Raw genomic sequence first — 22,572 nt, forward strand, 5'->3', positions numbered from 1 at the left:
GAAATGGCGTGGGCCGGCGAGGCGGCGGGCGTCATTCAGGGGAACCGCGACTGCCGGAAAGACGGCCGTCCCAGCTCAGGGAAACGGCCGCGCCTTGATGAAATCGATCAGGGCCTTGAGCGGCGAAGGCACCAGGCGGCGCCCGGAGTAGTAAAGAAACGGCCCCGAAAACCGCGGCCACCACGGCTGCAGCACCGGCTCCAGCGCCCCGCTTTCGAAGTGCGGACGCAGCCAGTCCTCGAACAGATACATGACGCCCACGCCGGCAATGGCCGCATCCACGGCGAGGTCCACCGCGCCGCCGATCTGCACGACCAGCGGCCCCGTGGCGTCGATGCGCACCGATTCCCCGTCCCGCTCGAATTCCCAGGCCGGCATGGCCCCGCTGGGAAAGCGGCCGCGCAGGCAGGCGTGCTGCATCAGGTCGCCGGGATGCGCGGGACGCCCTCGCCGGTCCAGGTACGCAGGCGAGGCGCCGGCCGCAAAGCGCTGGACGCGCGGACCGATGGGCACCGCGATCATGTCCTGTTCCAGCCGGTCGTCGTAGCGGATGCCGGCGTCGCAGCCCGCGGCCAGCACGTCGACAAAGCTCTCTTCGGCCACGACTTCCAGGCGGATGTCGGGATAGGCCGCCAGGAAGTCGGGAACGAGGGACGGCAGCACCAGCCGCGACGCGCTCAGCGGCACGTTGAGCCTGAGCGTGCCCGCCGGCTTGTCGCGAAAGCCGTTGACGGCGTCCAGCGCCGCCTCCACTTCCGTCAGCGCAGGCGCCAGCCGGCTCAACAGTTCCTGCCCCGCTTGCGTCAGCGCCACGGAGCGCGTCGTCCGGTTGAACAGGCGCACGCCAAGCTGCGCCTCCAGCCGGCGCACCGTGTCGCTGAGCCGCGAGGCGCTGGTGCCCGTGGTCCGGGCCGCCCCCCGGAAACCCTGGGCGCGCGCCACGGCGACGAAGGCATGGAGGTCATCGAGATCGGTCGACATTGTTCAGAATTCCGTACAAGCCGTCCGGATTGTATTGGCTTATCAGCGCATGCCGGAAGTTCTATCGTGTGTCCGTACCCACATTTCACCGGAACAGGAACCCCACATGTCCCACCTCCAAGACAGCGGCACTTACCCCCTGGGCTCGCGCCAGGTCCATCGGCTCGGCTATGGCGCGATGCAGCTCGCCGGCCCCGGCGTCTTCGGACCGCCCAAGGATCGCGATGCGGCGATCGCCGTGCTGCGCGAGGCCGTGGCCGCCGGGGTCGACCATATCGACACCAGCGACTTCTACGGCCCGCACATCACCAATCAGCTCATCAAGGAGGCGCTCGCCCCCTACCCCGACGACCTGGTGATCGTGACCAAGGTGGGCGCGGTGCGCGGGGACGATGCCTCCTGGAATCCCGCCTTCTCGCCCGAGCAACTGACCCGCGCGGTCCATGACAACCTGCGCAACCTGGGCCGCGACGTGCTGGACGTGGTCAACCTGCGCGCCATGTTCGACGTGCACGGGCCGGCCGAAGGTTCCATCGAGGAGCCGCTGTCCGTGCTGGCCGGCCTGCAGCAGCAAGGGCTCATCCGCCACATCGGCCTGAGCAACGTCACGCCGACCCAGGTGGCCGAGGGCCGCCGGATCTGCGAAATCGTCTGCGTGCAGAACCAGTACAACGTGGCCCACCGGGGCGACGATGCCCTGATCGACGACCTGGCCCGCGAGGGAATCGCCTACGTGCCGTTCTTTCCGCTGGGCGGCTTCAGCCCATTGCAGTCGTCCATTCTCAACGATGCGGCAGCGCGGATCGGCGCGACACCCATGCAGACGGCGCTGGCGTGGCTGTTGCGGCGGTCCCCGAATATCTTGCTGATACCGGGCACGTCATCGACCGGCCATCTGCGGGAGAATATGGCGGCGGGGTCGTTGCGGTTGCCGGAGGATGTGGCGAGGGCGCTGGATGGGATCGGCGCGAGCGAGCCGGCTTAAATCGGGCCACGCGCAAAGCAACCGCCTCCCGTAGTTTTCTGGAAATCCAATTCTGCGGGCGCGGAGTGCCGTTGGCTGGCGCCGGGTCAATAGACAGTCGTTGCCTCAGTGCGCGAGCATCAGACCAAGGCGGACGCCAATCCAAACTCAATGGACTTGGTAGGTTAGCGGATCGAGAAAGCTCGTCAGACCAGAATCCATGCCTCCTCATCGTCGCAAATTCTACGTAGCAGCCCGGCGACTTCCATACCTTTCAGAAGCCTTGTGCATTCCACATACACGTCGGATTCGCTATCAACCTCAGGCTTCTTAGAAATCAAATATTCGGAAATTCTGTGGGCGTCCACCACTCCTCTCAAAGCAATGTGATTATGGACATCAATAACAAGCCCTCGCTCGCTCTCAAATCTTATCCCCACACCGTGGCGTCTATATATCCAATTTTCCTCCGCCGCACCAAGGACACCGTTCCGAGGACAGTCCGTCAAAAATTTCCAATCAGTTATTTTTGAGTTTTTCTTGAAAAACTCGCATTGCAATGTTGACTGGTACGAAACATACTCTTTGACCAGTTCAACGAATTCCTGGCAGATCATCATCGACATCGGTTTACCCTCTCGGCTCTCGCCATTTCGGCCTCATACTTCAATTGTTCCGCTTCCTCAGGAGACACCACAGTGATGTGTACCGGAGTCGTTGATACGCCCGCCTTGATTGCGGCTTCCGCTCTGTGATGTCCATCGATGATTACCAGCGCACCGTCTCCCAAATCCGCGACCTCGATAGGAGGAAACGAACCGAATCCGCCTTGAGCACGCATCGCCGACGCATATCGCTTAACCTTATTTCCCGTCATTTCGCTCGGTCCTTGGCGTGACTGCAATTGCCTCGGATTTACCAGTGTCGAACATCGGCTGCTTAGCCCGAACGGATCAACCCAGCCCACCGGGTTATCCGCATATTGGTAAACATTCAACCCACCCGCAAACCCGATCGGATCCTTCGATATGAACCGCCCGATCTGCGGATCATAGTAGCGATGGCGGTTGTAGTGCAGGTCCGTTTCCGGGTCCAGATACTGCCCCTGGAATCGGATCGGATTACGGATTCCCGCCGCGCGGGCGGCATCGGTGATGGCTTCTTTTGCGGCGCCCCACGCGTGGTAGTGCGCGCTCCACGCAATCTCGCCCTGCGCGTCGGTCAGTTCCTGCGGCGTGCCCAGGTGGTCGCAGTGATACCAGGCCAGGGCATCCACCGGGTCCGGGTCGGGCGAGGTTGTCCATAGCGGATCGCGGTCGATGTCATAGGCTCCGGCGTACGCCGGTTGCTGGTGCAGGAGAATGGGCTTGCGGCTGATCGCCTGGGCCAGCGGCACGAAACTTCCGGGTTCGTAGAGGTAGTGCGTGGTCTGGTCGTCGCGGCCTTCCCATGCCAGGGTGTCGCCATCCCAGCCGTAGAGGGTCGTGCTGCAGCCCATCGCGCGATTCGCGCGCGCTTGTTCTTCCTGGCGCTGCGCGGGCGTCATGCCGGGCCGACCGCGCCAGTGCGCTTCGGACTGCTTGAGCAAGCGGCGGCCCAGTGCGTCGTACTGGTAGCTCACTTGCAGGCGGTCGTTGCTGTAGCCCGTCAGGCGATTGAAGAGATCCCATTCGAAGCGCAAGCGCTGGCCGTTGTGCAGCTTCTCGACGAGGTTGCCGCGCGCGTCGTAGGTGTAGTGGGTGCCGGCGTATTCGCGCAGCAGGTTGTCCAGGCGCGCGGAGCGCTGGCGGTAGGTGTAGACGGGGCCCGCCATGCCTAGCGTGCTGGCGTGGGCCGGGTCGCTGGACGGGTCGAGGAGATTGCTTGCCGGATCGAAGGCGAAGGTTTCCTTGCCGAGGCTGCTGGTGGCCTCCAATAGGCGTCCTACCGGGTCATAGCGGTATGCCAAGGGGCCTCGGCGGCTGTCCTGGATTGCTTCCAACTGGCCCGCAGCATCGTAGCGGTAGCCGCGGTGGATCAGGCGCTGCGCGCCCCGCCGCGCGATGCTCTGTGCATTCAGGCGCCCCATCGCGTCCCATGATTGCGTCTGCGCCAGGCCATTGCCTTGTACGCGCTTGGTCTCGCGGTGCAGGTCGTCGCGTTCGATGCTGACGAGTTCATGGTCGTCGAACATCAGGCCGTGCACGTGGCCCGAGCCATAAGTCAGCACGCTGACGCGATGGCCATCGGGGCGGTGCGTGGCGATGCGTTGGTTCAGCTCGTTGTACTCGTGCTTCCAGACCGCCACGACCGGTTGCGCCAGGCGCAAATAGTGCTGGTGTTCGCGAGTCAGGTTGCCGGCGGCGTCGTGGAACCATTGGAGCCGGCAGGCGGTGTTCTCGGCGAGGGTCAAGCGGCCGTTGCCGTCGTAGGCGTAGCGCTCTGTCTGCGCCTCGACGCGAACCGGTGCTGAGCGTGTGGACGCGGGTGCTGACGTTTGCGTGGCCGTTTGCGCCGACGTACGCGCTGCCGCTTGCGCCGACGGCGCATACGGCCGCGCCAGCCGCTGTGTCACGCGCCCCAATGCGTCGAACGTGAACTCGATTACCCGGTCACCATCCTGCGCAGACAGCAACGTGCCGCTGTCCGGGTCGTAGCGATAGCGTGTGGCCACGTCATCGAAGCCTCGCTCCTCCAGCAGTCTCCCGACCGGGTCATAGACGAATCTCGCCTGCCGGTCGTTCTCGTTGGCCAGCGCGGTGAGCCGACCCAGCCTGTCCCATTCGTATTGGAGCGTCCGGCCCGCCGCGTCTAGGCGCTGGGCGAGGAGCCCCGCGCCGTTATAGGTCCACTGCGTGCGCCGGCCCAGTGCGTCGGTGTGGGCCATCAACCGCCCTTCGGCGTCGCGCTCGAAGTGTTCGACCGTCTGGTCCGGGTGCGTGACCAGGGCCAGATGCCCGGCCTCGTACCCGTAGCGCGTGACGTTGCCCGCTGCATCCGTGAAGGAGGTCAACTGTCCCGCCTCGTCATACGCCCACGCGCTGCGCTTGCCCGAGCAATCCGTGTACTGCGTTATCTGGCCCGCGGCGTTATAGGCCAGCAACTTCTGGCCGCCTCGGGCGTCCCGGATCGCAACCGGATTGCCCGCCGCGTCATAGGCATATTCGGTCTTGTGACCCAGCGGATCGATCGTCTCGGTCAGATACCCACGCGGGCTGTAGTCGCGCTGCCACAGGCCGCCTTCGGCGTCGCGGATCTTGAAGAGCTGGTCCTGGTCGTCGTAGGCGTAGTGGACTGACGTGCCATCCGCGCGCAGGTGTTCGAGCAGATTGCTGCGCTCGTCGTAGGCGTAGCTGTCGATGTTGCCGTCGGGGTGGATGTGCGTGACCACGTTCTTGGCGTCGTCGCGATATAACCATTCCGACAGGCCGTCCGGGTGCACGATGCGGTAGGTGTAGCCGTCGATGTCGTAGTAGTGCTCCGTGACATGCCCGAGCGCATCGGTGACGTAGGTCAGGCGGATCTCGGGGTGCCAGCGCAGGCGCGTGTCGAAGCTGCCGTCGTCGGCCCATTCGCGCACGGCGCGCGCCTTGGGGCCTGAACCCTCCCACTCCAGGTTCATGCCGCGTCCGGTGCGGTCGGTGTAGCGGGTGATGAGGTGCTGCCGGTAGTGGTAGTCCCACTGGGCGCCGTGTTCGTCCCGCGCCCGCAGGAGGTCCCCTTGCTCGTCGTAGTCGTAGCCGGCCAATTGCCGCTGCGGCTCTCCGTCCTTGAGTTGCCAGAGCGCCACGATGCGGCCGGCGGCATCGATCTGCGTGCCGACGTGCGTGTGGGGGACATCGTCCAGATACGTCACGAGGTCGGACAGAACGCTGCGCCGTCCCACGACATGCCGATAGTGCAACGCGACGCGCGCGCCGTTGCGCAGGTGGATGCCCGTCAGCCGAAACCGCCGGCCCTCGCGTTGATAGGTCGCGCGCCGCTCGTATCCTTGCGCCACGGTCAGTTCGCTGTCGGAGGTGCGCACTACCGTCAGGTTCTCGACGGGGTCGTAGTGGAACTTGCCGACCGCCGGTAGCGGCCAGGCGTGCGTGCGCCCGTCCTCGGCGTGATAGCGCAGGGTTTCGCGGTCCGCGCCTGCCGTCTTGATGTCGATGCGCGAGGTGTACTCGTTGATCCAGCGTGCGCCGATGACGCCGTTGTCGTACGCAGCCAGGTCCGAGGAATACGTTCGCGCCCAGCGCAGCGCAAAGGGCCCTGGCAACGAGAAATCCACATGCGTGATCCGCTCAGTCCCCATCGCAAAGCTGATGCTGTGGCAGGTGGCCGGACACGCGCCATTCTTGTCTTTATTGGCATTCCGCCGCGCGCGGGCCTGGCGGCGGATGCGCGCCAGGCGCATCGAACGCGCCATCTGCCGGGCCTTGCTCGCCACGGCCGGTCGCACGTTCGCGCCGATCGCGTACCCCTTGCGCTGGCGCCACAGCACCACGGCCACCGACAGTTGCATGAGCAGCGACGCGATGCTGTTGACGTTGTTCTCGTCGGCCAGCGATTGCATGCTGTCATTGACTTGCGGCGCCAGGGCGTTCAGGCGCTGGGCGGAGCGCAGCATCAAGTCGCGCGCCTTGGCGGGCAGCAGGTCCTTGGCGGCGTTGCCGACCGACTGCTTGCTGCCGCGTACGCCGCTACCGAGGCCATCCCAGAGGTCGCGCGCCGCGCCCAGCGGCGAGTCCCACTTCTTGTCCCACGCGGACGAGAGCTGCTCGCCCGCCTTCTCAAACGAGGCGTCCGCGTTTGCCGGCACGGTCAGGCTGACCAGGACATCGGCCAGCGCCCGGATGATTTCTTCTGCCTTGGCCCCCGCATCCTGCAGCAGCCCTTCCAACCGTGCCTGCGCCTGTTGCGCGAAGTCTTCGATGTCGCCGGCGATGTTCTCGCTCAAGTGCGCGGCCAGGGCCATGATGATGGCGTTGCCCAGGCCCGCCTTGGCCTGGCGCGCGACCTCCTTTTGCACGAGAAACAGCGCGGGCCGAAGGCTCATGCGCGCAGCCGCCGTGCCGGGCACGGGCACCACGCCGAACAGGTTGATGCCCAGGCTCACCCAGTCCAGGAATTGGGTGGGATTGCTGTCGACCAATGTCGTGATGTCGCCGATGGCGTCGACCAGCGCCATGAGGTTGCCCAGCACCGGCACCGCGCCCGCGGCCGCCTTGATGCGCGGCAGCGTGACCCAGCCGTCGCTGTTTTCGCGCAGCCATTGGTCAAAGGCGTTCTGGCCAGCCTCGACGTCTTCGGGGGCAATGGTGTTCAGCGGAGCGACGACGCCTTGTGGGCCGTCCAGGTCTTCGTCGCTCCATTGGATGCCGTCGTTCTCGGCTTCGGCTTCCTGGTATTCGGCTTCGGTGTAGTCCTCGTCGACTGCAGGGGCGATTCGGTTTGGAACGGAGGGGGCAGCGCCTGGCGGGGTTGGCATGACGGAGTCCGGTGTCGTCGCAAAGGCCTTCAAGAGGCCGGAGGCATCCCGTTGCGGGAATGCGGCGACATATGCGAAATCCGTGCCAGGGTTAGCGGTGCAAAGAAAACCCCTGCAACATCAAGGCCTTGAAGCTGAATCTCGCGCGAATCAGCCAGCCGATCGCCATCGCGGCGCCTGAAAAGCCGCGATTTGGCCGGAAAATCGGGACAAATTTGGCCCGTTTATTTCCAAGTTATTGATAAATAAGAAAACGCACCGGGCCAGATTTGACCCGGTCGGGTCAAATCTGGCCCGATTGATTTGCCGATTCCCCGTCAGCCGGCGATACGGTGCCCCGATAGCCGCAAAAAAATCAGCCCGACCTCCACGCAGCGTAACGCTGCGCGGAAATCGGGCTGACTCTCTCACAGACCGGCGCATTGACCGCCCACGGTCCCTCCGCAGGCGATCCTTCAGGGACGAACCTGAGCAGCCTCAGGCCGCCAGCCGGCCCTCGATCTCGGTCTTGGTCGAGCGCAGCTCTTCGGGCAGGCCCTGGGCCAACTGGCCGAACAGCTCATGGTGCAGCGCCAGTTCCTCGCGCCAGGCGGCTTCGTCCACCGACATGACCTGCTCGAACTTGTCCGGGCTGAATTCCAGGCCGGTCCAGTCGATGTCCTGGTAGGTGGGCGACACGCCGAAGACCTGGTCCACGCCCTTGGACTGGCCGTCGATGCGGCCCAGCATCCAACGCAGCACGCGCATGTTGTCGCCAAAGCCCGGCCAGACGAACTTGCCGTCCGGGCCCTTGCGGAACCAGTTCACGCAATAGATGCGCGGCAGGGTCGCGCCGGCCGCTTCGAGCTGCTTGCCGAGCTTGAGCCAGTGGCCGAAGTAGTCGCTCATGTTGTAGCCGCAGAACGGCAGCATGGCGAAGGGATCGCGGCGCACCACGCCTTGCTGGCCGGCGGCCGCGGCGGTGGTTTCCGAACCCATGGTGGCGGCCATGTAGACGCCTTCGACCCAGTTACGGGCTTCGGTGACGAGCGGCACGGTGGTGGAGCGGCGGCCGCCGAAGATGAAGGCGTCGATGACCACGCCCTTGGGGTTTTCCCATTCGGGGTCGATGGACGGGCACTGCGAGGCCGGCGCGGTGAAGCGCGCATTCGGGTGCGCGGCCTTACGGCCGGTTTCGCGCGCGATCTCGGGCGTCCAGTCCTTGCCCTGCCAGTCGACCAGGTGCGCAGGCGGCGTATCCGTCATGCCTTCCCACCAGACGTCGCCGTCGTCGGTCAGCGCGACGTTGGTGAAGATGACGTTGGCCTTCAGTGTGGCCATGGCGTTGAAATTGGTCTGCTCGCTGGTGCCCGGGGCCACGCCGAAATAACCGGCCTCGGGGTTGATGGCGTGCAGGCGGCCGTCCGGGCCGGGCTTGATCCAGGCGATGTCGTCGCCGATGGTGGTGACCTTCCAGCCGTCCATGCCCTGCGGCGGGATCAGCATGGCGAAGTTGGTCTTGCCGCAGGCCGACGGGAACGCGGCGGCGACGTGGTATTTGCGGCCCTTGGGCGAGGTGACGCCCAGGATCAGCATGTGTTCGGCCAGCCAGCCCTGGTCGCGGCCCATGGTGGACGCGATGCGCAGCGCGAAGCACTTCTTGCCCAGCAGCGCGTTGCCGCCGTAGCCCGAGCCGTAGCTCCAGATTTCGCGGGTCTTGGGGAAATGGACGATGTATTTGGTGGGGTTGCAGGGCCAGGCCACGTCGGCCTCGCCGTCGGCCAGCGGTTTGCCCACCGAATGCAGGCACGGCACGAAGTCGCCATCGGTGCCCAGCACGTCATAGACCTGCTTGCCCATGCGCGTCATGATGCGCATGTTGACGGCCACGTAAGGGCTGTCGGACAGTTCGACGCCGATGTGCGCGATGTCCGAGCCCAGCGGGCCCATCGAGAACGGCACCACGTACAGCGTGCGGCCGCGCATGGCGCCGTCGAACAGGCCGTTGAGCGTATCGCGCATTTCGGCGGGATCGGCCCAGTTGTTCGTGGGGCCGGCGTCTTCGGCGCGGTCCGAGCAGATGAAGGTGCGGTCTTCCACGCGCGCGACGTCGGAGGGATCGGACCAGGCCAGATAGGAATTGGGGCGCTTGGCGGGGTTGAGCCGGCGCAGGGTGCCCGACTGGACCATCTGCTCGCACAGGCGGTCGTACTCTTCCTGCGAGCCGTCGCACCACACCACGCGATCGGGTTTGGCCAGCGCGACAAAACTGGCGACCCAGTCGATCAGTCCGCGATGCTTGACGTACGCGGGCACGTTCAAGGCTGCCAATCCCCCGTCCAAAGGCTTATTCATTGGGGTTATCTCCATACTTTGGCTAAAGGTGATACGGCCCCAATTGAGGGGGCCGTATCCAGTTTGCGCAATCATACTTGCAGCGCCGGGCAACCCGTCAACCCATCCTCATGGGGGAGATTGTCACCGGGTGAGACGGTCATCCCGGGTATCCGGCGCGCAGCTCCCTGCGGATAATCTTGCCGGTGGCGGTGGTCGGCAAACTGGTTACAAAGCGGATCGCGCGCGGGTATTCGTGGGCCGCAAGACGGGTCCGCACGTGGGCCTGCAGCGCCTTGACCAGCGCTTCGTCGCCTTCGACGCCTTCATTCAGCACCACATACGCCACCACGATTTCGGTGCGCTCGGCATCCGGCATGCCCACCACCGCCGCCATGCGGACGGCGGGGTGGCCGATCAGGCAGTCTTCGATCGGCCCCGGGCCGATCCGGTAGCCGGCACTGGTGATGACGTCATCGTTGCGGCCGACGAAGCGGATGAACCCCTGCGCGTCGCGCACGCCGATGTCGCCGGTCAACAGATAATCGCCCGCGAATTTCTCGGCGGTCGCATCGGGATTGTTCCAGTAGCCCAGGAACATGACCGGATCGGGGCGCAATACGCCGATGTTGCCCTCCTGTCCATCGGCCACTTCGACGCCGGCGTCGTCCACAATAGCGACGCGGTGTCCGGGCGCGGCCCGGCCGATGGCGCCGATGCAGGGGTCGAATAGCGACGAGCACGACGACACGATCATGTTGCACTCGGTCTGGCCGTAGAACTCGTTGATGGTCACGCCCAGGACGCGGCGGCCCCAGTCGATGAGTTCCGCGCCCAGCGACTCGCCCCCGCTGGCCACCGAGCGCAGGGCGCGCGGCCCGGCCTCGCCGGGCCAGTCGCAGCCGCGCATCATCTTCAGCGCGGTGGGCGGCAGGAAGGTGTGCGTCACGCCGTGGCGGGCCATGAGTTCCAGCGCCGAGGCGCCATCGAATTTTTCGAAGCGCCGCGCCAGCACGGGCACGCCGTGATGCCAGGACGGCAGCAGCACGTCCAGCAGCCCGCCGATCCAGGCCCAGTCGGCCGGCGTCCACATCAGGGCGGCGTTTTTCGGGAAGAACTCGTGCGACATCTCCACGCCGGGCAGATGGCCCAGCAGGACGCGATGCGCGTGTAGCGCGCCCTTGGGCTTGCCGGTGGTGCCGGACGTATAGATGATGACGGCCGGGTCGTCGGCCGCAGTGGGCGCCGGGTCGTAGACGTCGGATTCCAGGGCGAGGCTGCGGTGGAACGGCAATGCATCGACCTGGGCCGGGGCGCCGGAAGCGGCGGACGACGCCTCGGCGCCGTCATGCCCTTCGCCATCGATGCAATAGATCACTTTCAGGGCGGGCAGGCTGTCGCGGATCTCGCGCAGCTTGCGGCAGCCGTCCGCGTCGGTCACGAGGGCCGCCGCGCCGCTGTCGGCCAGCCGGTACTGGATGGCGTCCACCCCGAACAGCGTGAATAGCGGCACCGCGACCGCGCCCAGCTTGTAGGCCGCGACGTGCGCGATCGCCGTTTCCGGCGCCTGCGGCAGGTAGATGGCCACGCGGTCGCCGCGCCGGATGCCATGGCGCGCCAGGCTGTTGGCCAGCTGGTTGGACTGCGCCTTGATCTCATCGAACGTGTAGCGCGTCTGCGCGCCATCGCTCTTTTCGTAGATCAGCGCCAGCCGGCCGCTGCCGTCGGCCCATTTGTCGCACACGTCCACGCCGATGTTGTAGGCGGCGGGCACCTGCCACTGGAACGTGGACACGAGTTGATCGTAGGAATCTGCGCTGTGCAGCATGGTCTGTCTCTGGTGTTGTTATGGATGCGGGCCGGCTCCGGCGCGGCGCGGGGCATGTGCGCCGCCTTGCCTGGAAGTTGACCCTGGCTCAATAATAGGCCCTCGCGCGGCGGCCCGGCAGGCTGGCCGCCCCCTCCCTCCGCTTTCTGCCTGTATGGAAAAGACCCCACCCGTTCCCATGCGCCGCCCGCCGGCCAGCGCCAAATCCGAGCAACGCATCCGGGACATCCTGCGCGTCGCGCGCCAGGTGTTTTCCGAAGCCGGCTTCCAGGCGGCGACCACCACCGAGATCGCGCAGCGCCTGGGCGTGTCGGAGGCCACCGTGTTCACGTATTTCGGCGGCAAGCGCGAACTCTGCGTGCGCGTGATCAGCGACTGGTACGACGAAATCATCGCCAAGGTGGAGGACCACCTGCCGCATATCCACGGCGCGCGCGCCCAACTGCATTACCTCGTGCACACGCACCTGCGCCACCTGCTGGCCGAGGGGCCGGGCCTGTGCGCGTTCATTCTTTCCGAGGGCCGCGCGCGCAATGACGACTTCGGCGAGATCTACGCCGACCTGCAGCGCCGCTATACCGCACCGCTGATGCGCATCCTGGCGCAGGGCCAGGCCGACGGCGACATCCGCCAGGACATGCCGCTGCGGCTGTTGCGCTCGGCGGTCTACGGCCCGATGGAGCACGTGCTGTGGGACGCGATCCTGCGGGGCGCGGGCGCCGACGTGGCCGCCACCGCCGACCATCTGGTCGGCTTCCTGTGGCAGGCCCTGCAGCCGCCGCGCCGGGACGCCCTGGCACTGGCGCAGTTTCGCGGCGAAGTCCAGGACGCGCTGCATCGTCTTCAGTCGTCCGAGAAGAGCGAAGGCGGCACGTACTGAGGAAAGCCGTTGTAGGTCTCGCCGCGTTCGGCGGGCTGCAGCGCCCATGAATGGCGGGCGTTGGGCACGCCGCCATCGACGCGTATCACGCTCCCATTGATGAACGCCGCCGCGGGCGATAGCAGGAAGACCACGGCCGCGGCCAGTTCGGCCTCGGTGCCGAAGCGCTGCAGCGGCACCTTGGTCTTCAATTCGCGCAACACGCTGCGGTAGTGTTCGTCGTAGCTGTCCATGCCGCTGGAGGCGATCCACCCCGGCGCCACGGCATTGACGCGCACGCCCGCGTGGGCCCATTCGCAGGCGGCGGTCTCGGTCAGGTTCCATGCCCCGGCGCGCGCCGCGCCGGAATGGCCCATCCCCGGCATGCCGCCCCAGATGTCGGCCAGCATGTTGACGATGGCGCCGCCGTGCTGGCGCATGTGCTGCGTATAGACCTCGCGCGATACCAGGAAGGTGCCGTGCAGGTTGTTCTGCACCACGGCGTTCCAGCCGTTCAGGCTGATGCGGTCCAGCGGCGCGGGAAACTGGCCGCCCGCGCAGTTGAAGAGGCCGTCCATTCCGCCATGCGCGGCCAGCGCATCGGCGACGACGGCGCGCACGCCGGCCTCGTCGCGGATGTCGCAGGCGTGCTGGCTGATGCGCCCCGCCGCCTCGGGATAGATGCGGGCGATTTCATCGGCCGCCGTCCGCAGCTTGTCGGGATTGCGCCCGACCAGCGCCAGGCGGGCGCCCAGGGAGGCGAGTTCGTGCGCGGTGCAACGGCCCAGGCCGCTACCACCGCCGGTCACCATTACGGTCTTGCCCTCGAACAGTCCGGGCCGGAATACGGATGCGTAGCGTTGATCGGCGGCTGCGCCGCCTGCCTGCTGGGTCATGTCTCACTCCTTTTTTTGTTGAGCATAACTCAATAATTGGAAAGGAAGGGTCGCCGTTTTGGTCTTTTGCCAATAGAATCAGTCCACCAGATGACAGCATTCATTGAGCCACCATCAATAAAACCGGAGACTACTCATGACGCCGAACACCCCCCTGGACGTCGCCCTGGACGGCGCCATCGCCCGGCTGACGCTGAACCGGCCGGACATGCGCAACGCTTTCGACGATACGCTGATTGCCGCACTCACGGCGGCGGTCCGGTCGGCCGCGGACGATCCTAAGGTGCGGGTGCTGTTGCTGACGGGCGCGGGCAAGGCGTTCTGCGCGGGCGGCGACCTGAACTGGATGCGCAAAATGGGCACGCTGACCGCCGCGGACAACCGCCAGGACGCCACGCGGCTGGCGGACATGCTGAATGCGGTCTGGACCTGCTCGAAGCCCGTCGTGGCCTGCGTCAACGGCGATGCGTATGCCGGCGGCATGGGCCTGGTGGCGGCCTGCGACATCGCCGTCGCGGCGGACAGCGCGCATTTCTGCCTGTCGGAAACCCGCCTGGGCCTGCTGCCCGCCACCATCAGCCCCTATGTGATCCGCGCGATGGGCGAGCGCGCGGCCAACCGCTATTTCCTGACCGCCGAACGGTTCGACGCCGCCACGGCGCTGCGGCTCGGTCTGGTCCACGAGGTGGTGCCGCTGGCGCAGGCGCTCGAGGCCGCCGAAGCCCTTTGCCGCACGCTGTGCGCCAACGGTCCGGGCGCCGTGCAGGCGAGCAAGCGGCTGGTGCGGGACTTTGCGGGCCGGCCCCTGGACGCCGCCCTGATCGCCGATACGGTCGAACGCATCGCGGCCATCCGCAGCACCGATGAAGCCCGCGAGGGCGTGACGGCGTTCCTGGAAAAGCGCGAGCCGGCCTGGCGCAGCACCCCGTGAGCCGCGCCCCGGAGCCGCCGCGCCATTGATGCCATAATCCCGGGCGGATCTTCTGGAAGCCTCATGCCGCACGTCACACCGCCCGCCTTGCCTCCCCTGAACGCCGAACGCCTGTGGGCGCGGGTCGAAACCCTGTCCCGGTTCACCCTGCCCGACGTGCCCTGGACGCGCCGCGCCTTTTCGCCGTTGTTCGATGACGCGCGCGCCTGGCTGCGCAGCGAGTTCGAGGCCGCCGGCCTGGTCACCCGACTGGATGCGGGCGGCAACCTGGTCGGCACGCGCGCGGGGCGCGACGCATCGCGCAAGCCCATCGCCACCGGATCGCATTGCGACACCGTGATGAGCGGCGGCCGCTTCGACGGCATCATCGGCGTGCTGGCCGGCATCGAAGTCGCGCACACGATGCACGAACACGGCATCACGCTCGACCACCCCTTCGAAGTCATTGATTTCCTGTCCGAAGAACCCAGCGACTACGGCATCTCCTGCGTGGGCAGCCGCGCGCTGTGCGGCCAGCTCACCGCCGACATGCTGGCGGCGCGCAATCCGCAGGGCGAGACGCTGGCGCAGGGGATCGCCCGCATCGGCGGCGATCCGGCCGCGCTGGGCGCGCCGCTGCGCCGCGCGGGCGAAACCGCCGCCTTCGTCGAACTGCACATCGAACAGGGCCCCGTCCTGGAAAGCCGCAAGCTGCCGATCGGCGTGGTCACCAACATCGTCGGCATCCGCCGCGTGCAGATCGTGGTCGAGGGGCAACCCGACCACGCGGGCACCACGCCCATGGACATCCGCCGCGACGCGCTGGTGGGCGCGGCCCGCATCATCGACGCCGCCCATCGCCAGGCCAGCGCCGCCAGCGGCAACCCGCATTACGTGGTTGCCACGGTGGGCCGGCTGTCCCTGACGCCCAACGCGGCCAACGCGGTGCCCGGCCGGGTCGAGATGACGCTGGAAATGCGCAGCGACAGCAACGCCGTGCTGGATGCCTTCCCGGAAACCCTGATGGCCGGGGTGGCCGACGACCTGAAGGCGCTGCGCCTGACCGCCGGCTTCACGCAGCTCAGCCGCGCGCAGCCCACCGACTGTTCGCCGCTGGTCATGGACGCCGTCAAGGCCGCCGCCGACCAGCTGGGCTATGCGTCGATGCGCCTGCCCAGCGGCGCCGGGCACGACGCGGTCTACATGGCGCCCACCGGCCCCATCGGCATGATCTTCATCCCCTGCCTGAACGGCCGCAGCCACTGCCCCGAAGAATGGATCGAACCCGCGCAACTGCTGGACGGCACCCGCGTGCTGTACCAGTCGGTGCTGGAACTGGACCGCGCGCTGCGCGGCGCTTGAGTCTCACGACCCCATGGAACAGATCGAACTCAACGACAGCACCGCCGACCGCTTTCTGCTGGACGCGCGCGGCCTGTCGCTCATCGTTTTTCACAGCCGCACCTGCGGCACCTGCCGCGTGGCGCGCGAGCAGCTTCCCGCCGTGGAACTGCCCGTGGAGCGTCTCTGCTGGATCGACGCCGGCGACAACCGCGGCCTGGTCGAGCGCTACGAAGTCTTCCACCTGCCCGCCATGTTCGTCGCCCGCGACGGCGCCTTCTACGGACCGGTGCAGTCCACGCTGGCGGAATGGGACCTGCGCCAGCAGATCGGCCTGGCGCTGGACAGCTACCCCGCCGAATTGCCGTGAGCATCGCCACGGCAACACCGCGGCGCCTGCCCCTGGACGCGCTGGCCACCGGCGCCATGCTGCTGCTGTGCGTGTGCTGGGGCTTCCAGCAGATCGCCATCAAGCTGGTGGCGGACGACGTGGCCCCGATCATGCAGATCGGTTTGCGGTCGACCTTCGCGGCCCTGGTCCTGGCCGTGGTGGTGTGGCGCGGCGAAGGCCGGCGCGCCTTCACGGACGGCACCATCCTGCCCGGCCTGATCGTGGGCCTGCTGTTCGCGGGTGAATTCCTGTTCGTGGCCCAGGGCCTGGTCCACACCACGGCCTCGCACATGTCGGTGTTTCTGTACACCGCGCCGATTTTCGCGGCGCTGGGCCTACATTGGCTGCTGCCCGAAGAGCGCATGAAGCCGCTGCAGTGGCTGGGCGTGGCGATCGCCTTCTGCGGCATCGCGGTCGCGTTCCTGGTCAAGGACAGCCAGCCAGCCGCGCCGGGCGGCGCAGCAGGCAACATGCTGCTGGGCGACGCCATGGGCCTGCTGGCCGGCCTGCTGTGGGGCGCCACGACGGTGGCGATCCGCAAGACCTCGCTGTCCGAGGCCGCGCCCGCCAAGACCCTGTTCTACCAGATGGCGGTGGCCTCGGTGGGCCTGCTGGCGTTCGCGGCGGCCACTGGCCAGCACGGCATCCGCTACACCCCGGCGGCGATGCTGAGCGTCGGCTTCCAGTCGGTGGTGGTGGCGCTGTCCAGCTACCTGGCCTGGTTCTGGCTGCTGCGCCGCTATCTCGCGTCGCGCCTGTCCATCCTGTCGTTCATGACGCCGCTCTTTGGCGTGAGCTTCGGCGTGCTGATCCTGGACGAGCCGCTGGATGCGGGCTTCGTGATCGGCGCCGCGATGGTGCTGGCGGGGATCACCCTGGTCAGCGGCGCGGAAATGGTCAGGCAATTGCTGCGCCGACGCTAGGCGCAGCGCCCCGCGGCGCCTGGCGCCATGGCCGGTAGCCTCATGGTTATCTCGGCTGGCGCCGGGAATGCCGACCGGATATAACCAAGGGTCTTTCCCACAGCCCGGCCGGCCGGTCCGGCGCGCGGCCACGGCGCGGAGCCCTCCAATGCAACCCTGGCACAGCGACAACCCGGCGCTTGCAGGCGCCTTTGCCCCCGTCTTCGACGAGCGCGACGACACGGACCTTCCGGTAGAGGGCGCGCTGCCCGCCGGCCTGTCCGGCGTCTTCATGCGCAACGGTCCCAATCCGCAGTTCGAGCCCGGGCCCGGCTACGCCTACCCCTACGACGGCACGGGCATGATCCACGCGCTGTACCTGGACGCCGGCCGGGCGCGCTACCGCAATCGCTGGGTGCTGACGCGTGAACTGCAGGAAGAGCGGGACGCCGGCCGCCGCCTCTACAACCCCACTTTCGGACCGCCGCCGCAAGCCAATCTGGCCAATACCAACGTGCTGCGCCACGCCGGCCGAATATTTGCGCTGTACGAAGGCGGATGCCCTTACGTCATCGATGACACGCTGGCGACGCTGGGACCGGACGCGTTCCAGGGCAGGCTTGCCGGCGCCTTCTCCGCGCATCCCAAGGTCGATCCCCTGACCGGGGAAATGGTGGCGATCAATTACGACCTCATGGCGGGCACGCTCGAATACCTGCGCCTGGACGCCAGCGGCCAGGTGGACCGCCAGGTGCGGTTTGCGTCGCCCTGGCCGGCGCTGGTCCACGACATCGGGCTGACCGCCACCCACGCGGTGGCTTTCGTGTGCCCGCTGGTCTTCGACTTCAGCCGCGGGCCGGCCGCGCCTGCGTGGGAACCGAAGCGCGGCACACAGGTGCTGCTGGTGCCGCGCGACTGCACCGACGCGGCGCAGATCCGGTGGATCGAGGCGGCCCCCTTCTTCAACTGGCACGTCGCCAACGCCTGCGTGGAGGGCGACACGATCGAGGCGGTGATGCCCTGGCACGACGGCTTTGGGCCGGACTCACGCAAGCGGCTGGAACTGCACCGGCTGCGCATCGACCTTGCCAGCGGGCAGGTCGATGACCAGATGCTGGACGACCAGCCCTGCGAGTTCGGCCGGATCAACGACGCCTGGCTGGGCCGGCGCGCGCGGTACTGCTATGCCGGCCTGCGCGACCCGCGCCCGGGCGAGACGCCGCAACCGGGCGCCTTCGAGGCCTTTGCCCGCTACGACCTGGAAACGGGCGCAAAGACAGTGTTCCGGCTGCCCGCCGGCCATACCGCGTGCGAACCGGTGTTCGCCGCCGACCCGGCCGCAAACCCGGCCGCCAACCCGGCCGTCGCCGACGAGGCGGACGGCTATCTCCTGAGCTTCGTGCATGCCGAAAACGACGCGGGCGGGCGATTCATCGTGCTGGACGCCCGCGACCTGGCCGCCGGCCCGGTCGCGACGATCCGCCTGCCGCGCCGCGTCCCCGCCGGCCTGCATGGGTCATGGATGCCGGCACCGCCCGCGGGCGCGGATCAGGCGCGCCGCTGACCCAGGTTCAGGACGATCAGCCCTGCCCCGGCCATCACGAACGCAAAGCCCCACCAATCCGACGCGCCCGGCCGGTCCCCCACCAGCGCCATCGCGCCCAGCACGCCGACCACGGGCACCATCAGGGTGGTCAGCGCGGCGACCGTGGCGCTGACGCGCTCGCTCAGCACGAACCACAGCCAATACGCCACGGCGGTGCCCAGGATGATGTGGAACGAGAGCGCGCCGGCGACGCTGGCGGTCCAGCCGCGCGTGGGAAAGGATTCTCCGGCGATCAACGCCCCGGCCAGGGCGCAGCTTGCCCCCACGACCAGTTGCCAGGCCGTGATGACGATGCGGTCGCCCGCCACGGGCCAGCGCTTCAGGTAGACGGTGCCGGCCGCCCAGCCAAACGCCGCCACCAGCGGGAACACCAGGCCCTTGGCGGCCGCCACGTCGTTGCCGGCGAATACCGCGTGCAGCACGGGCCAGGCCAGCACCGCGACGCCGCAGGCGCCCAGCAGCAGCGCCAGGCCGCGCCGGCGGTCCAGGCGTTCGCCCAGCACCAGCCACGCGAGCAGCGCCGACATCATCGGCATGGTGAAAGTCAGCACTGCCGCGCGCGACGTGCTGGTGCTGAGCTGCGCCCAGGCCACGGCCAGGTTGAAGACCGCGACCGCCAGGATGCCGCCCACCGCGATGCCGGGCCACGCACTGCGCGGCGGCAGAAGCGGCAGCCGCTTGGCCCCCGCCAGCAGCAACAGCAGCAGCGCGCCGCTGCCCAGTCCCAGCACGCGCAGCGTGAACGGCGGGAAGATCGACAGGATGATCTTCACCGCCGGCCAGTTCAGGCCCCAGAACAGGGCCAGGGCCACCGGGATCAGGCGCACGCGGCGTGTTCTCCCGGGGAGTCTGCCCTTTCGGCGCCCGCAAGGTCGGCCAATCCGCGGCGCTGGTTGCCTTCGGCGTCGAAGTTGTCCGGGCTCAGCCAGCGTTCGTAGGCCGCGCGCAGGGCCGGCCATTCGCTGTCGATGATGGAAAACCACGCCGTGTCGCGGCTGCGGCCCTTGTAGACCGTGGCCTGCCGGAATACGCCCTCGAACGTGAAGCCCAGGCGCCGCGCCGCGGCGCGCGAGGGCGCATTCAGGCTATCGCACTTCCATTCGTAGCGGCGGTAGCCCAGTTCGTCGAAGGCGCGGCGCATCAGCAGGAATTGCGCTTCGGTGGCGATGCGGGTGCGCTTGAGCTGGCGCGAATAGCACACGAAGCCCACCTCGATGACGCCGTTGGCCGGATCGATGCGCATCAGGGCCAGCGTCCCGATGGCGCGGCCCGTGGCCAGATCGATGATGGCGTGGTGCATCGGATCCTGGCCCGCCTGCACGGATTCCGCGAAGGCCCGGTATTGCGCCTCGTCGGCGAACGGTCCGATGCCCATGTAGGTCCAGTCGCTGCCGTCGGGCGCCTGGCTGAAGGCGTGGTACAGGTCGGCCGCGTGGCGTTCGGCCGACAGGGGTTCCAGCCGGCAGTAGCGGCCGATGGCGGGTTCCAGCGGGGGACGCGGACGCGGGGTCCAGCCGGGCAGCGCCGGGCCGATCGGTTGTTGGAAAGCGTTGGTGCGGGGTTGCATGCGACGGTGCCTCGGGTCGGTTCAGGGAGCGCCGCCGAGCGTGGCGGGCGCGACATCCAGGCCCTCACGATATCGGAACCGTGGCATCATAAAAAGCGCCACGAACCTCTTGTTTAATAGGGCCATGATCAACACCACTTTGAGCGATTCCGCCGGCGTATCGTTGCTGTCCAGCCCGCTGGCGCGCGGCCCCGGCGCGCTGCCGCGCCAGCGCCAGCTCATCCAGCGGCTGAAGCAGGCCATCCTGGCCGGCCGGCTGCCGGCCGGCGGCAGGCTGCCCTCGTCGCGCGCGCTGTCCGAGGAACTGGAGATCTCCCGCAACACGGTGCTGATCGCCTACGAGCAACTGACGGCCGAAGGCTACGTGATCGCCGACCGCCAGGGCACGCGCGTGGCGCCCCTGTCGGCCGCCGCCCGCAGCGCGGCCCGCCACGCCGCCCCGGCCAACGACCGGCCGCCCGCCACCGCGCGCCGCCTGGCCCGCATCGTCTCCGCGCGCCAGGCGCAAGACGGATCGCTGCCGATGACGCCCGGCACGCCGGCCCTGACCCAGTTTCCCCTCAATGCCTGGCGCCGCGCGCAGGACCGCGCGCTGCAGTCGGCCCCGGCCGCCGCGCTGGGCTATGGCGATCCGGCGGGCGAGCCGGCCCTGCGCGAGGCCATCGCCCAGTACCTGCGGGTGTCGCGCGGGGTGCATTGCGACGCGTCGCGCATCGTCATCACCGAAGGCGCCCAGGGCGCGCTGGCGCTGTGCGTGCAATTGCTGACCAACCCCGGCGACACGGCGTGGCTGGAAGATCCGGGCTACCGCGGCGCCAAGTCCGCGTTCCATGGCGGCGACCTGAACGTGGTGGCCATGCGCGTGGACGCCGACGGCATCGTCATCCCGGAAAGCGCGTGGACCAGCCAGCCGCCGCGCCTGATCCAGACAACGCCGTCGCACCAGTACCCAACAGGCGCCGTGCTGTCGCTGACCCGCCGGCTGGACCTGCTGGAACGCGCCCGCCGCGCGGGCGCATGGATCATCGAGGACGACTACGACAGCGAGTTCCGGCACCAGGGCGAACCCATCGCCGCCATGCAGGGCCTGCTGCCCGACGCGCCGGTCCTCTACGTCGGCACGTTCAGCAAGACCATGTTCCCCGCCCTGCGCCTGGGATTCCTGGTGCTGCCGCAGGCGATCGCCGACCGGGCCATGCCGTCCATCATCGAGATGCAGCGCGGCGGCCATCGGCTGGAACAGCTCACCATGGCCGCCTTCATCGAAAACGGCCAGTTCTCGCGCCACCTGGGCCGCATGCGCCGCCTGTACCGCGAGCGGCAGGCCGCCTTGCGGGAGGCGCTGGCAACGCATCTGGGCATCGAGCACGAGGTCCTGGGCGGACATTGCGGCCTGCACCTGACAGTGCGGCTCGCGCCGGCCTATTCCGACGTGGACATCGTGGCGCAGGCGCGCAAGCTGGGGATGAATCCCGCGGCGCTGTCGTCCTTTGCACTGAACCCGCGCGAAGAAGACAACGGGCTGGTGATCGGCTACGGCAATACCGGCGCGGAGCGGTTTCCCGCGCTGGTGCGCCGGCTGCACGAGGTGGCGGCCGGCCTGAAGGCGGCTTAATCCACCAGCCCGCCCAGCACCAGCAGCGTCATGAACAGCCAGAACAGGAATCCGAGGATGGAGCGCCGCAGCAGCGCCTTCACCGCGCCCCACAGGAACATGAGGCCCAGCGCCAGCAGCACCAGGTTGAAGATCGACGGGCTCATGCCCATCGCGCCGGCCAGGCCGGCGTAAAAGTCCGCCAGCGCGCCGCCCAGCCCGCCCAGCAGCCATTTGATCCCTGCCACGATGGCGCGCAGGCCCTCGCCAAGCATGCCGCCCAGCGTTGCGAAAAAACCGTCCTGGGCCGGCATCAGCGACGCGTATCCGCAAGCATGCGCACGGCCAGGCCGGCCAGCACGGTGCCCATCAGCCAGCGCTGCGCCACCATCCACAGCGGGCGGCCCGCCAGGAACCCGGCGATGGACCCGGCCATGACGGCGATGAGCGCGTTCACCGACAGGCTGATCACCACCTGCGTCATCCCCAGCGCCAGCGACTGGGTGAAGACGCTGCCGTGGTCGGGCTGGATGAACTGCGGCAGCAGCGACACGTACATGACGGCGATCTTGGGATTGAGCAGGTTGGTCAGCAGCCCCATCGTGAACAACTGGCGCGGGCTGCTCTTGGGCAGGTCACGGACCTGGAACGGCGACCGTCCGCCCGGCCGGATCGCCTGCCAGGCCATGTAGAGCAGATAGAGGGCGCCGGCGATGCGCAGCGCGTCGTAGGCGTAGGGCACGGCCATCAGCAAGGCGGTGATGCCGAACGCCGCGCAGGCCACGTAGAAGATGAATCCGACCGCCACGCCGCCCAGCGAGATCAGGCCGGCCTGCGGCCCTTGGGAGATGGAGCGCGACACCAGGTAGATCATGTTGGGCCCGGGCGTGAGCACCATGCCCAGCGCTACCAGGGCGAACGTCAGCAAATGAGTCAGGTCGGGCATGATGAGCCGGCGCGCGCCG

The 22,572-nt window shown here is 67.8% G+C and carries 18 protein-coding genes; 8 read left to right on the forward strand and 10 right to left on the reverse strand.

Annotated elements, in window-relative coordinates; translation table 11 throughout:
- Positions 1-75: 75 nt before the first annotated feature.
- On the reverse strand, positions 76-981 hold the full coding sequence (locus tag ACZ50Q_RS18585; RefSeq protein ID WP_092582581.1) for a LysR family transcriptional regulator: 906 nt from the start codon (positions 979-981) through the stop codon (positions 76-78).
- 106 nt (positions 982-1,087) lie between these two features.
- Between ACZ50Q_RS18585 and ACZ50Q_RS18590 the strand changes: the two genes are divergently transcribed.
- Entirely contained in the window at positions 1,088-1,966 is an 879-nt protein-coding gene (locus tag ACZ50Q_RS18590; RefSeq protein ID WP_464079228.1) for an aldo/keto reductase family oxidoreductase, read from the forward strand.
- 185 nt (positions 1,967-2,151) lie between these two features.
- Here the strand turns inward: ACZ50Q_RS18590 and ACZ50Q_RS18595 are convergent, their stop codons facing one another.
- The 4 genes from ACZ50Q_RS18595 to ACZ50Q_RS18610 all read right to left on the reverse strand — a co-directional run bounded on the left by ACZ50Q_RS18595 (position 2,152) and on the right by ACZ50Q_RS18610 (position 11,541).
- Positions 2,152-2,571, reverse strand: a complete 420-nt coding sequence (locus tag ACZ50Q_RS18595; protein WP_464079229.1) for a DUF6896 domain-containing protein — start codon at positions 2,569-2,571, stop codon at positions 2,152-2,154.
- On the reverse strand, positions 2,562-7,400 hold the full coding sequence (locus tag ACZ50Q_RS18600) for an RHS repeat-associated core domain-containing protein (protein ID WP_464079230.1): 4,839 nt from the start codon (positions 7,398-7,400) through the stop codon (positions 2,562-2,564). Before ACZ50Q_RS18600 ends, ACZ50Q_RS18595 begins: the two co-directional genes overlap by 10 nt.
- 477 nt (positions 7,401-7,877) lie before the next feature.
- On the reverse strand, positions 7,878-9,734 hold the full coding sequence (locus ACZ50Q_RS18605) for a phosphoenolpyruvate carboxykinase (GTP) (protein WP_092582206.1): 1,857 nt from the start codon (positions 9,732-9,734) through the stop codon (positions 7,878-7,880).
- 139 nt (positions 9,735-9,873) lie between these two features.
- On the reverse strand, positions 9,874-11,541 hold the full coding sequence (locus ACZ50Q_RS18610) for an acyl-CoA synthetase (protein WP_464079231.1): 1,668 nt from the start codon (positions 11,539-11,541) through the stop codon (positions 9,874-9,876).
- Between the two features lie 154 nt (positions 11,542-11,695).
- Here ACZ50Q_RS18610 and ACZ50Q_RS18615 point away from each other — a divergent pair, with 154 nt between their 5' ends.
- Complete coding sequence (locus ACZ50Q_RS18615; protein ID WP_076521554.1) at positions 11,696-12,421, forward strand: TetR/AcrR family transcriptional regulator; 726 nt, start codon at positions 11,696-11,698, stop codon at positions 12,419-12,421.
- Here the strand turns inward: ACZ50Q_RS18615 and ACZ50Q_RS18620 are convergent.
- Entirely contained in the window at positions 12,385-13,296 is a 912-nt protein-coding gene (locus tag ACZ50Q_RS18620) for an SDR family oxidoreductase (RefSeq protein ID WP_464079232.1), read from the reverse strand. The genes ACZ50Q_RS18615 and ACZ50Q_RS18620 overlap by 37 nt on opposite strands.
- A gap of 136 nt (positions 13,297-13,432) precedes the next feature.
- Between ACZ50Q_RS18620 and ACZ50Q_RS18625 the strand changes: the two genes are divergently transcribed.
- The 5 genes from ACZ50Q_RS18625 to ACZ50Q_RS18645 all read left to right on the forward strand — a co-directional run bounded on the left by ACZ50Q_RS18625 (position 13,433) and on the right by ACZ50Q_RS18645 (position 18,404).
- Complete coding sequence (locus ACZ50Q_RS18625) at positions 13,433-14,227, forward strand: enoyl-CoA hydratase/isomerase family protein (RefSeq protein ID WP_464079233.1); 795 nt, start codon at positions 13,433-13,435, stop codon at positions 14,225-14,227.
- Positions 14,228-14,290: 63 nt separating this feature from the next.
- Positions 14,291-15,568 carry an allantoate amidohydrolase gene (locus ACZ50Q_RS18630; RefSeq protein ID WP_464079234.1) on the forward strand — a complete coding sequence of 426 codons (1,278 nt, stop codon included), beginning with the start codon at positions 14,291-14,293 and terminating at the stop codon, positions 15,566-15,568.
- A 13-nt stretch (positions 15,569-15,581) separates the two neighbouring features.
- Positions 15,582-15,917: a thioredoxin family protein gene (locus tag ACZ50Q_RS18635; RefSeq protein ID WP_076521558.1), complete on the forward strand. Its 336-nt coding sequence runs from the start codon at positions 15,582-15,584 to the stop codon at positions 15,915-15,917.
- 2 nt (positions 15,918-15,919) lie between these two features.
- Positions 15,920-16,861, forward strand: coding sequence for a DMT family transporter (locus tag ACZ50Q_RS18640; protein ID WP_464082014.1), 942 nt, complete (start codon positions 15,920-15,922; stop codon positions 16,859-16,861).
- Positions 16,862-17,009: 148 nt separating this feature from the next.
- Positions 17,010-18,404, forward strand: a complete 1,395-nt coding sequence (locus ACZ50Q_RS18645; protein WP_464079235.1) for a carotenoid oxygenase family protein — start codon at positions 17,010-17,012, stop codon at positions 18,402-18,404.
- Here the strand turns inward: ACZ50Q_RS18645 and ACZ50Q_RS18650 are convergent.
- Positions 18,389-19,273: a DMT family transporter gene (locus tag ACZ50Q_RS18650; protein WP_076521560.1), complete on the reverse strand. Its 885-nt coding sequence runs from the start codon at positions 19,271-19,273 to the stop codon at positions 18,389-18,391. The two genes, ACZ50Q_RS18645 and ACZ50Q_RS18650, sit on opposite strands and share 16 nt — an antisense overlap.
- Positions 19,264-20,013, reverse strand: a complete 750-nt coding sequence (locus ACZ50Q_RS18655) for a GNAT family N-acetyltransferase (RefSeq protein ID WP_464079236.1) — start codon at positions 20,011-20,013, stop codon at positions 19,264-19,266. Before ACZ50Q_RS18655 ends, ACZ50Q_RS18650 begins: the two co-directional genes overlap by 10 nt.
- 124 nt (positions 20,014-20,137) lie before the next feature.
- Here ACZ50Q_RS18655 and pdxR point away from each other — a divergent pair, with 124 nt between their 5' ends.
- Complete coding sequence (gene pdxR / locus ACZ50Q_RS18660; protein ID WP_464079237.1) at positions 20,138-21,628, forward strand: MocR-like pyridoxine biosynthesis transcription factor PdxR; 1,491 nt, start codon at positions 20,138-20,140, stop codon at positions 21,626-21,628.
- Here the strand turns inward: pdxR and ACZ50Q_RS18665 are convergent.
- Positions 21,625-21,921: a hypothetical protein gene (locus ACZ50Q_RS18665; protein ID WP_056316115.1), complete on the reverse strand. Its 297-nt coding sequence runs from the start codon at positions 21,919-21,921 to the stop codon at positions 21,625-21,627. The genes pdxR and ACZ50Q_RS18665 overlap by 4 nt on opposite strands.
- Entirely contained in the window at positions 21,921-22,553 is a 633-nt protein-coding gene (locus ACZ50Q_RS18670) for a LysE family translocator (protein WP_464079238.1), read from the reverse strand. The genes ACZ50Q_RS18665 and ACZ50Q_RS18670 overlap by 1 nt, the downstream gene beginning before the upstream one ends.
- Between the last annotated feature and the right edge of the window lie 19 nt (positions 22,554-22,572).

This window comes from Achromobacter sp. T5-5, from assembly GCF_055397965.1.

Coding starts and splice junctions, on each gene's coding strand:
- ACZ50Q_RS18585 (WP_092582581.1), bottom strand. CDS start 981: ATGTCGACCGATCTCGATGACCTCCATGCCTTCGTCGCCGTGGCGCGC.
- ACZ50Q_RS18590 (WP_464079228.1), top strand. CDS start 1,088: ATGTCCCACCTCCAAGACAGCGGCACTTACCCCCTGGGCTCGCGCCAG.
- ACZ50Q_RS18595 (WP_464079229.1), bottom strand. CDS start 2,571: ATGTCGATGATGATCTGCCAGGAATTCGTTGAACTGGTCAAAGAGTAT.
- ACZ50Q_RS18600 (WP_464079230.1), bottom strand. CDS start 7,400: ATGCCAACCCCGCCAGGCGCTGCCCCCTCCGTTCCAAACCGAATCGCC.
- ACZ50Q_RS18605 (WP_092582206.1), bottom strand. CDS start 9,734: ATGAATAAGCCTTTGGACGGGGGATTGGCAGCCTTGAACGTGCCCGCG.
- ACZ50Q_RS18610 (WP_464079231.1), bottom strand. CDS start 11,541: ATGCTGCACAGCGCAGATTCCTACGATCAACTCGTGTCCACGTTCCAG.
- ACZ50Q_RS18615 (WP_076521554.1), top strand. CDS start 11,696: ATGGAAAAGACCCCACCCGTTCCCATGCGCCGCCCGCCGGCCAGCGCC.
- ACZ50Q_RS18620 (WP_464079232.1), bottom strand. CDS start 13,296: ATGACCCAGCAGGCAGGCGGCGCAGCCGCCGATCAACGCTACGCATCC.
- ACZ50Q_RS18625 (WP_464079233.1), top strand. CDS start 13,433: ATGACGCCGAACACCCCCCTGGACGTCGCCCTGGACGGCGCCATCGCC.
- ACZ50Q_RS18630 (WP_464079234.1), top strand. CDS start 14,291: ATGCCGCACGTCACACCGCCCGCCTTGCCTCCCCTGAACGCCGAACGC.
- ACZ50Q_RS18635 (WP_076521558.1), top strand. CDS start 15,582: ATGGAACAGATCGAACTCAACGACAGCACCGCCGACCGCTTTCTGCTG.
- ACZ50Q_RS18645 (WP_464079235.1), top strand. CDS start 17,010: ATGCAACCCTGGCACAGCGACAACCCGGCGCTTGCAGGCGCCTTTGCC.
- ACZ50Q_RS18655 (WP_464079236.1), bottom strand. CDS start 20,013: ATGCAACCCCGCACCAACGCTTTCCAACAACCGATCGGCCCGGCGCTG.
- pdxR (WP_464079237.1), top strand. CDS start 20,138: ATGATCAACACCACTTTGAGCGATTCCGCCGGCGTATCGTTGCTGTCC.
- ACZ50Q_RS18665 (WP_056316115.1), bottom strand. CDS start 21,921: ATGCCGGCCCAGGACGGTTTTTTCGCAACGCTGGGCGGCATGCTTGGC.
- ACZ50Q_RS18670 (WP_464079238.1), bottom strand. CDS start 22,553: ATGCCCGACCTGACTCATTTGCTGACGTTCGCCCTGGTAGCGCTGGGC.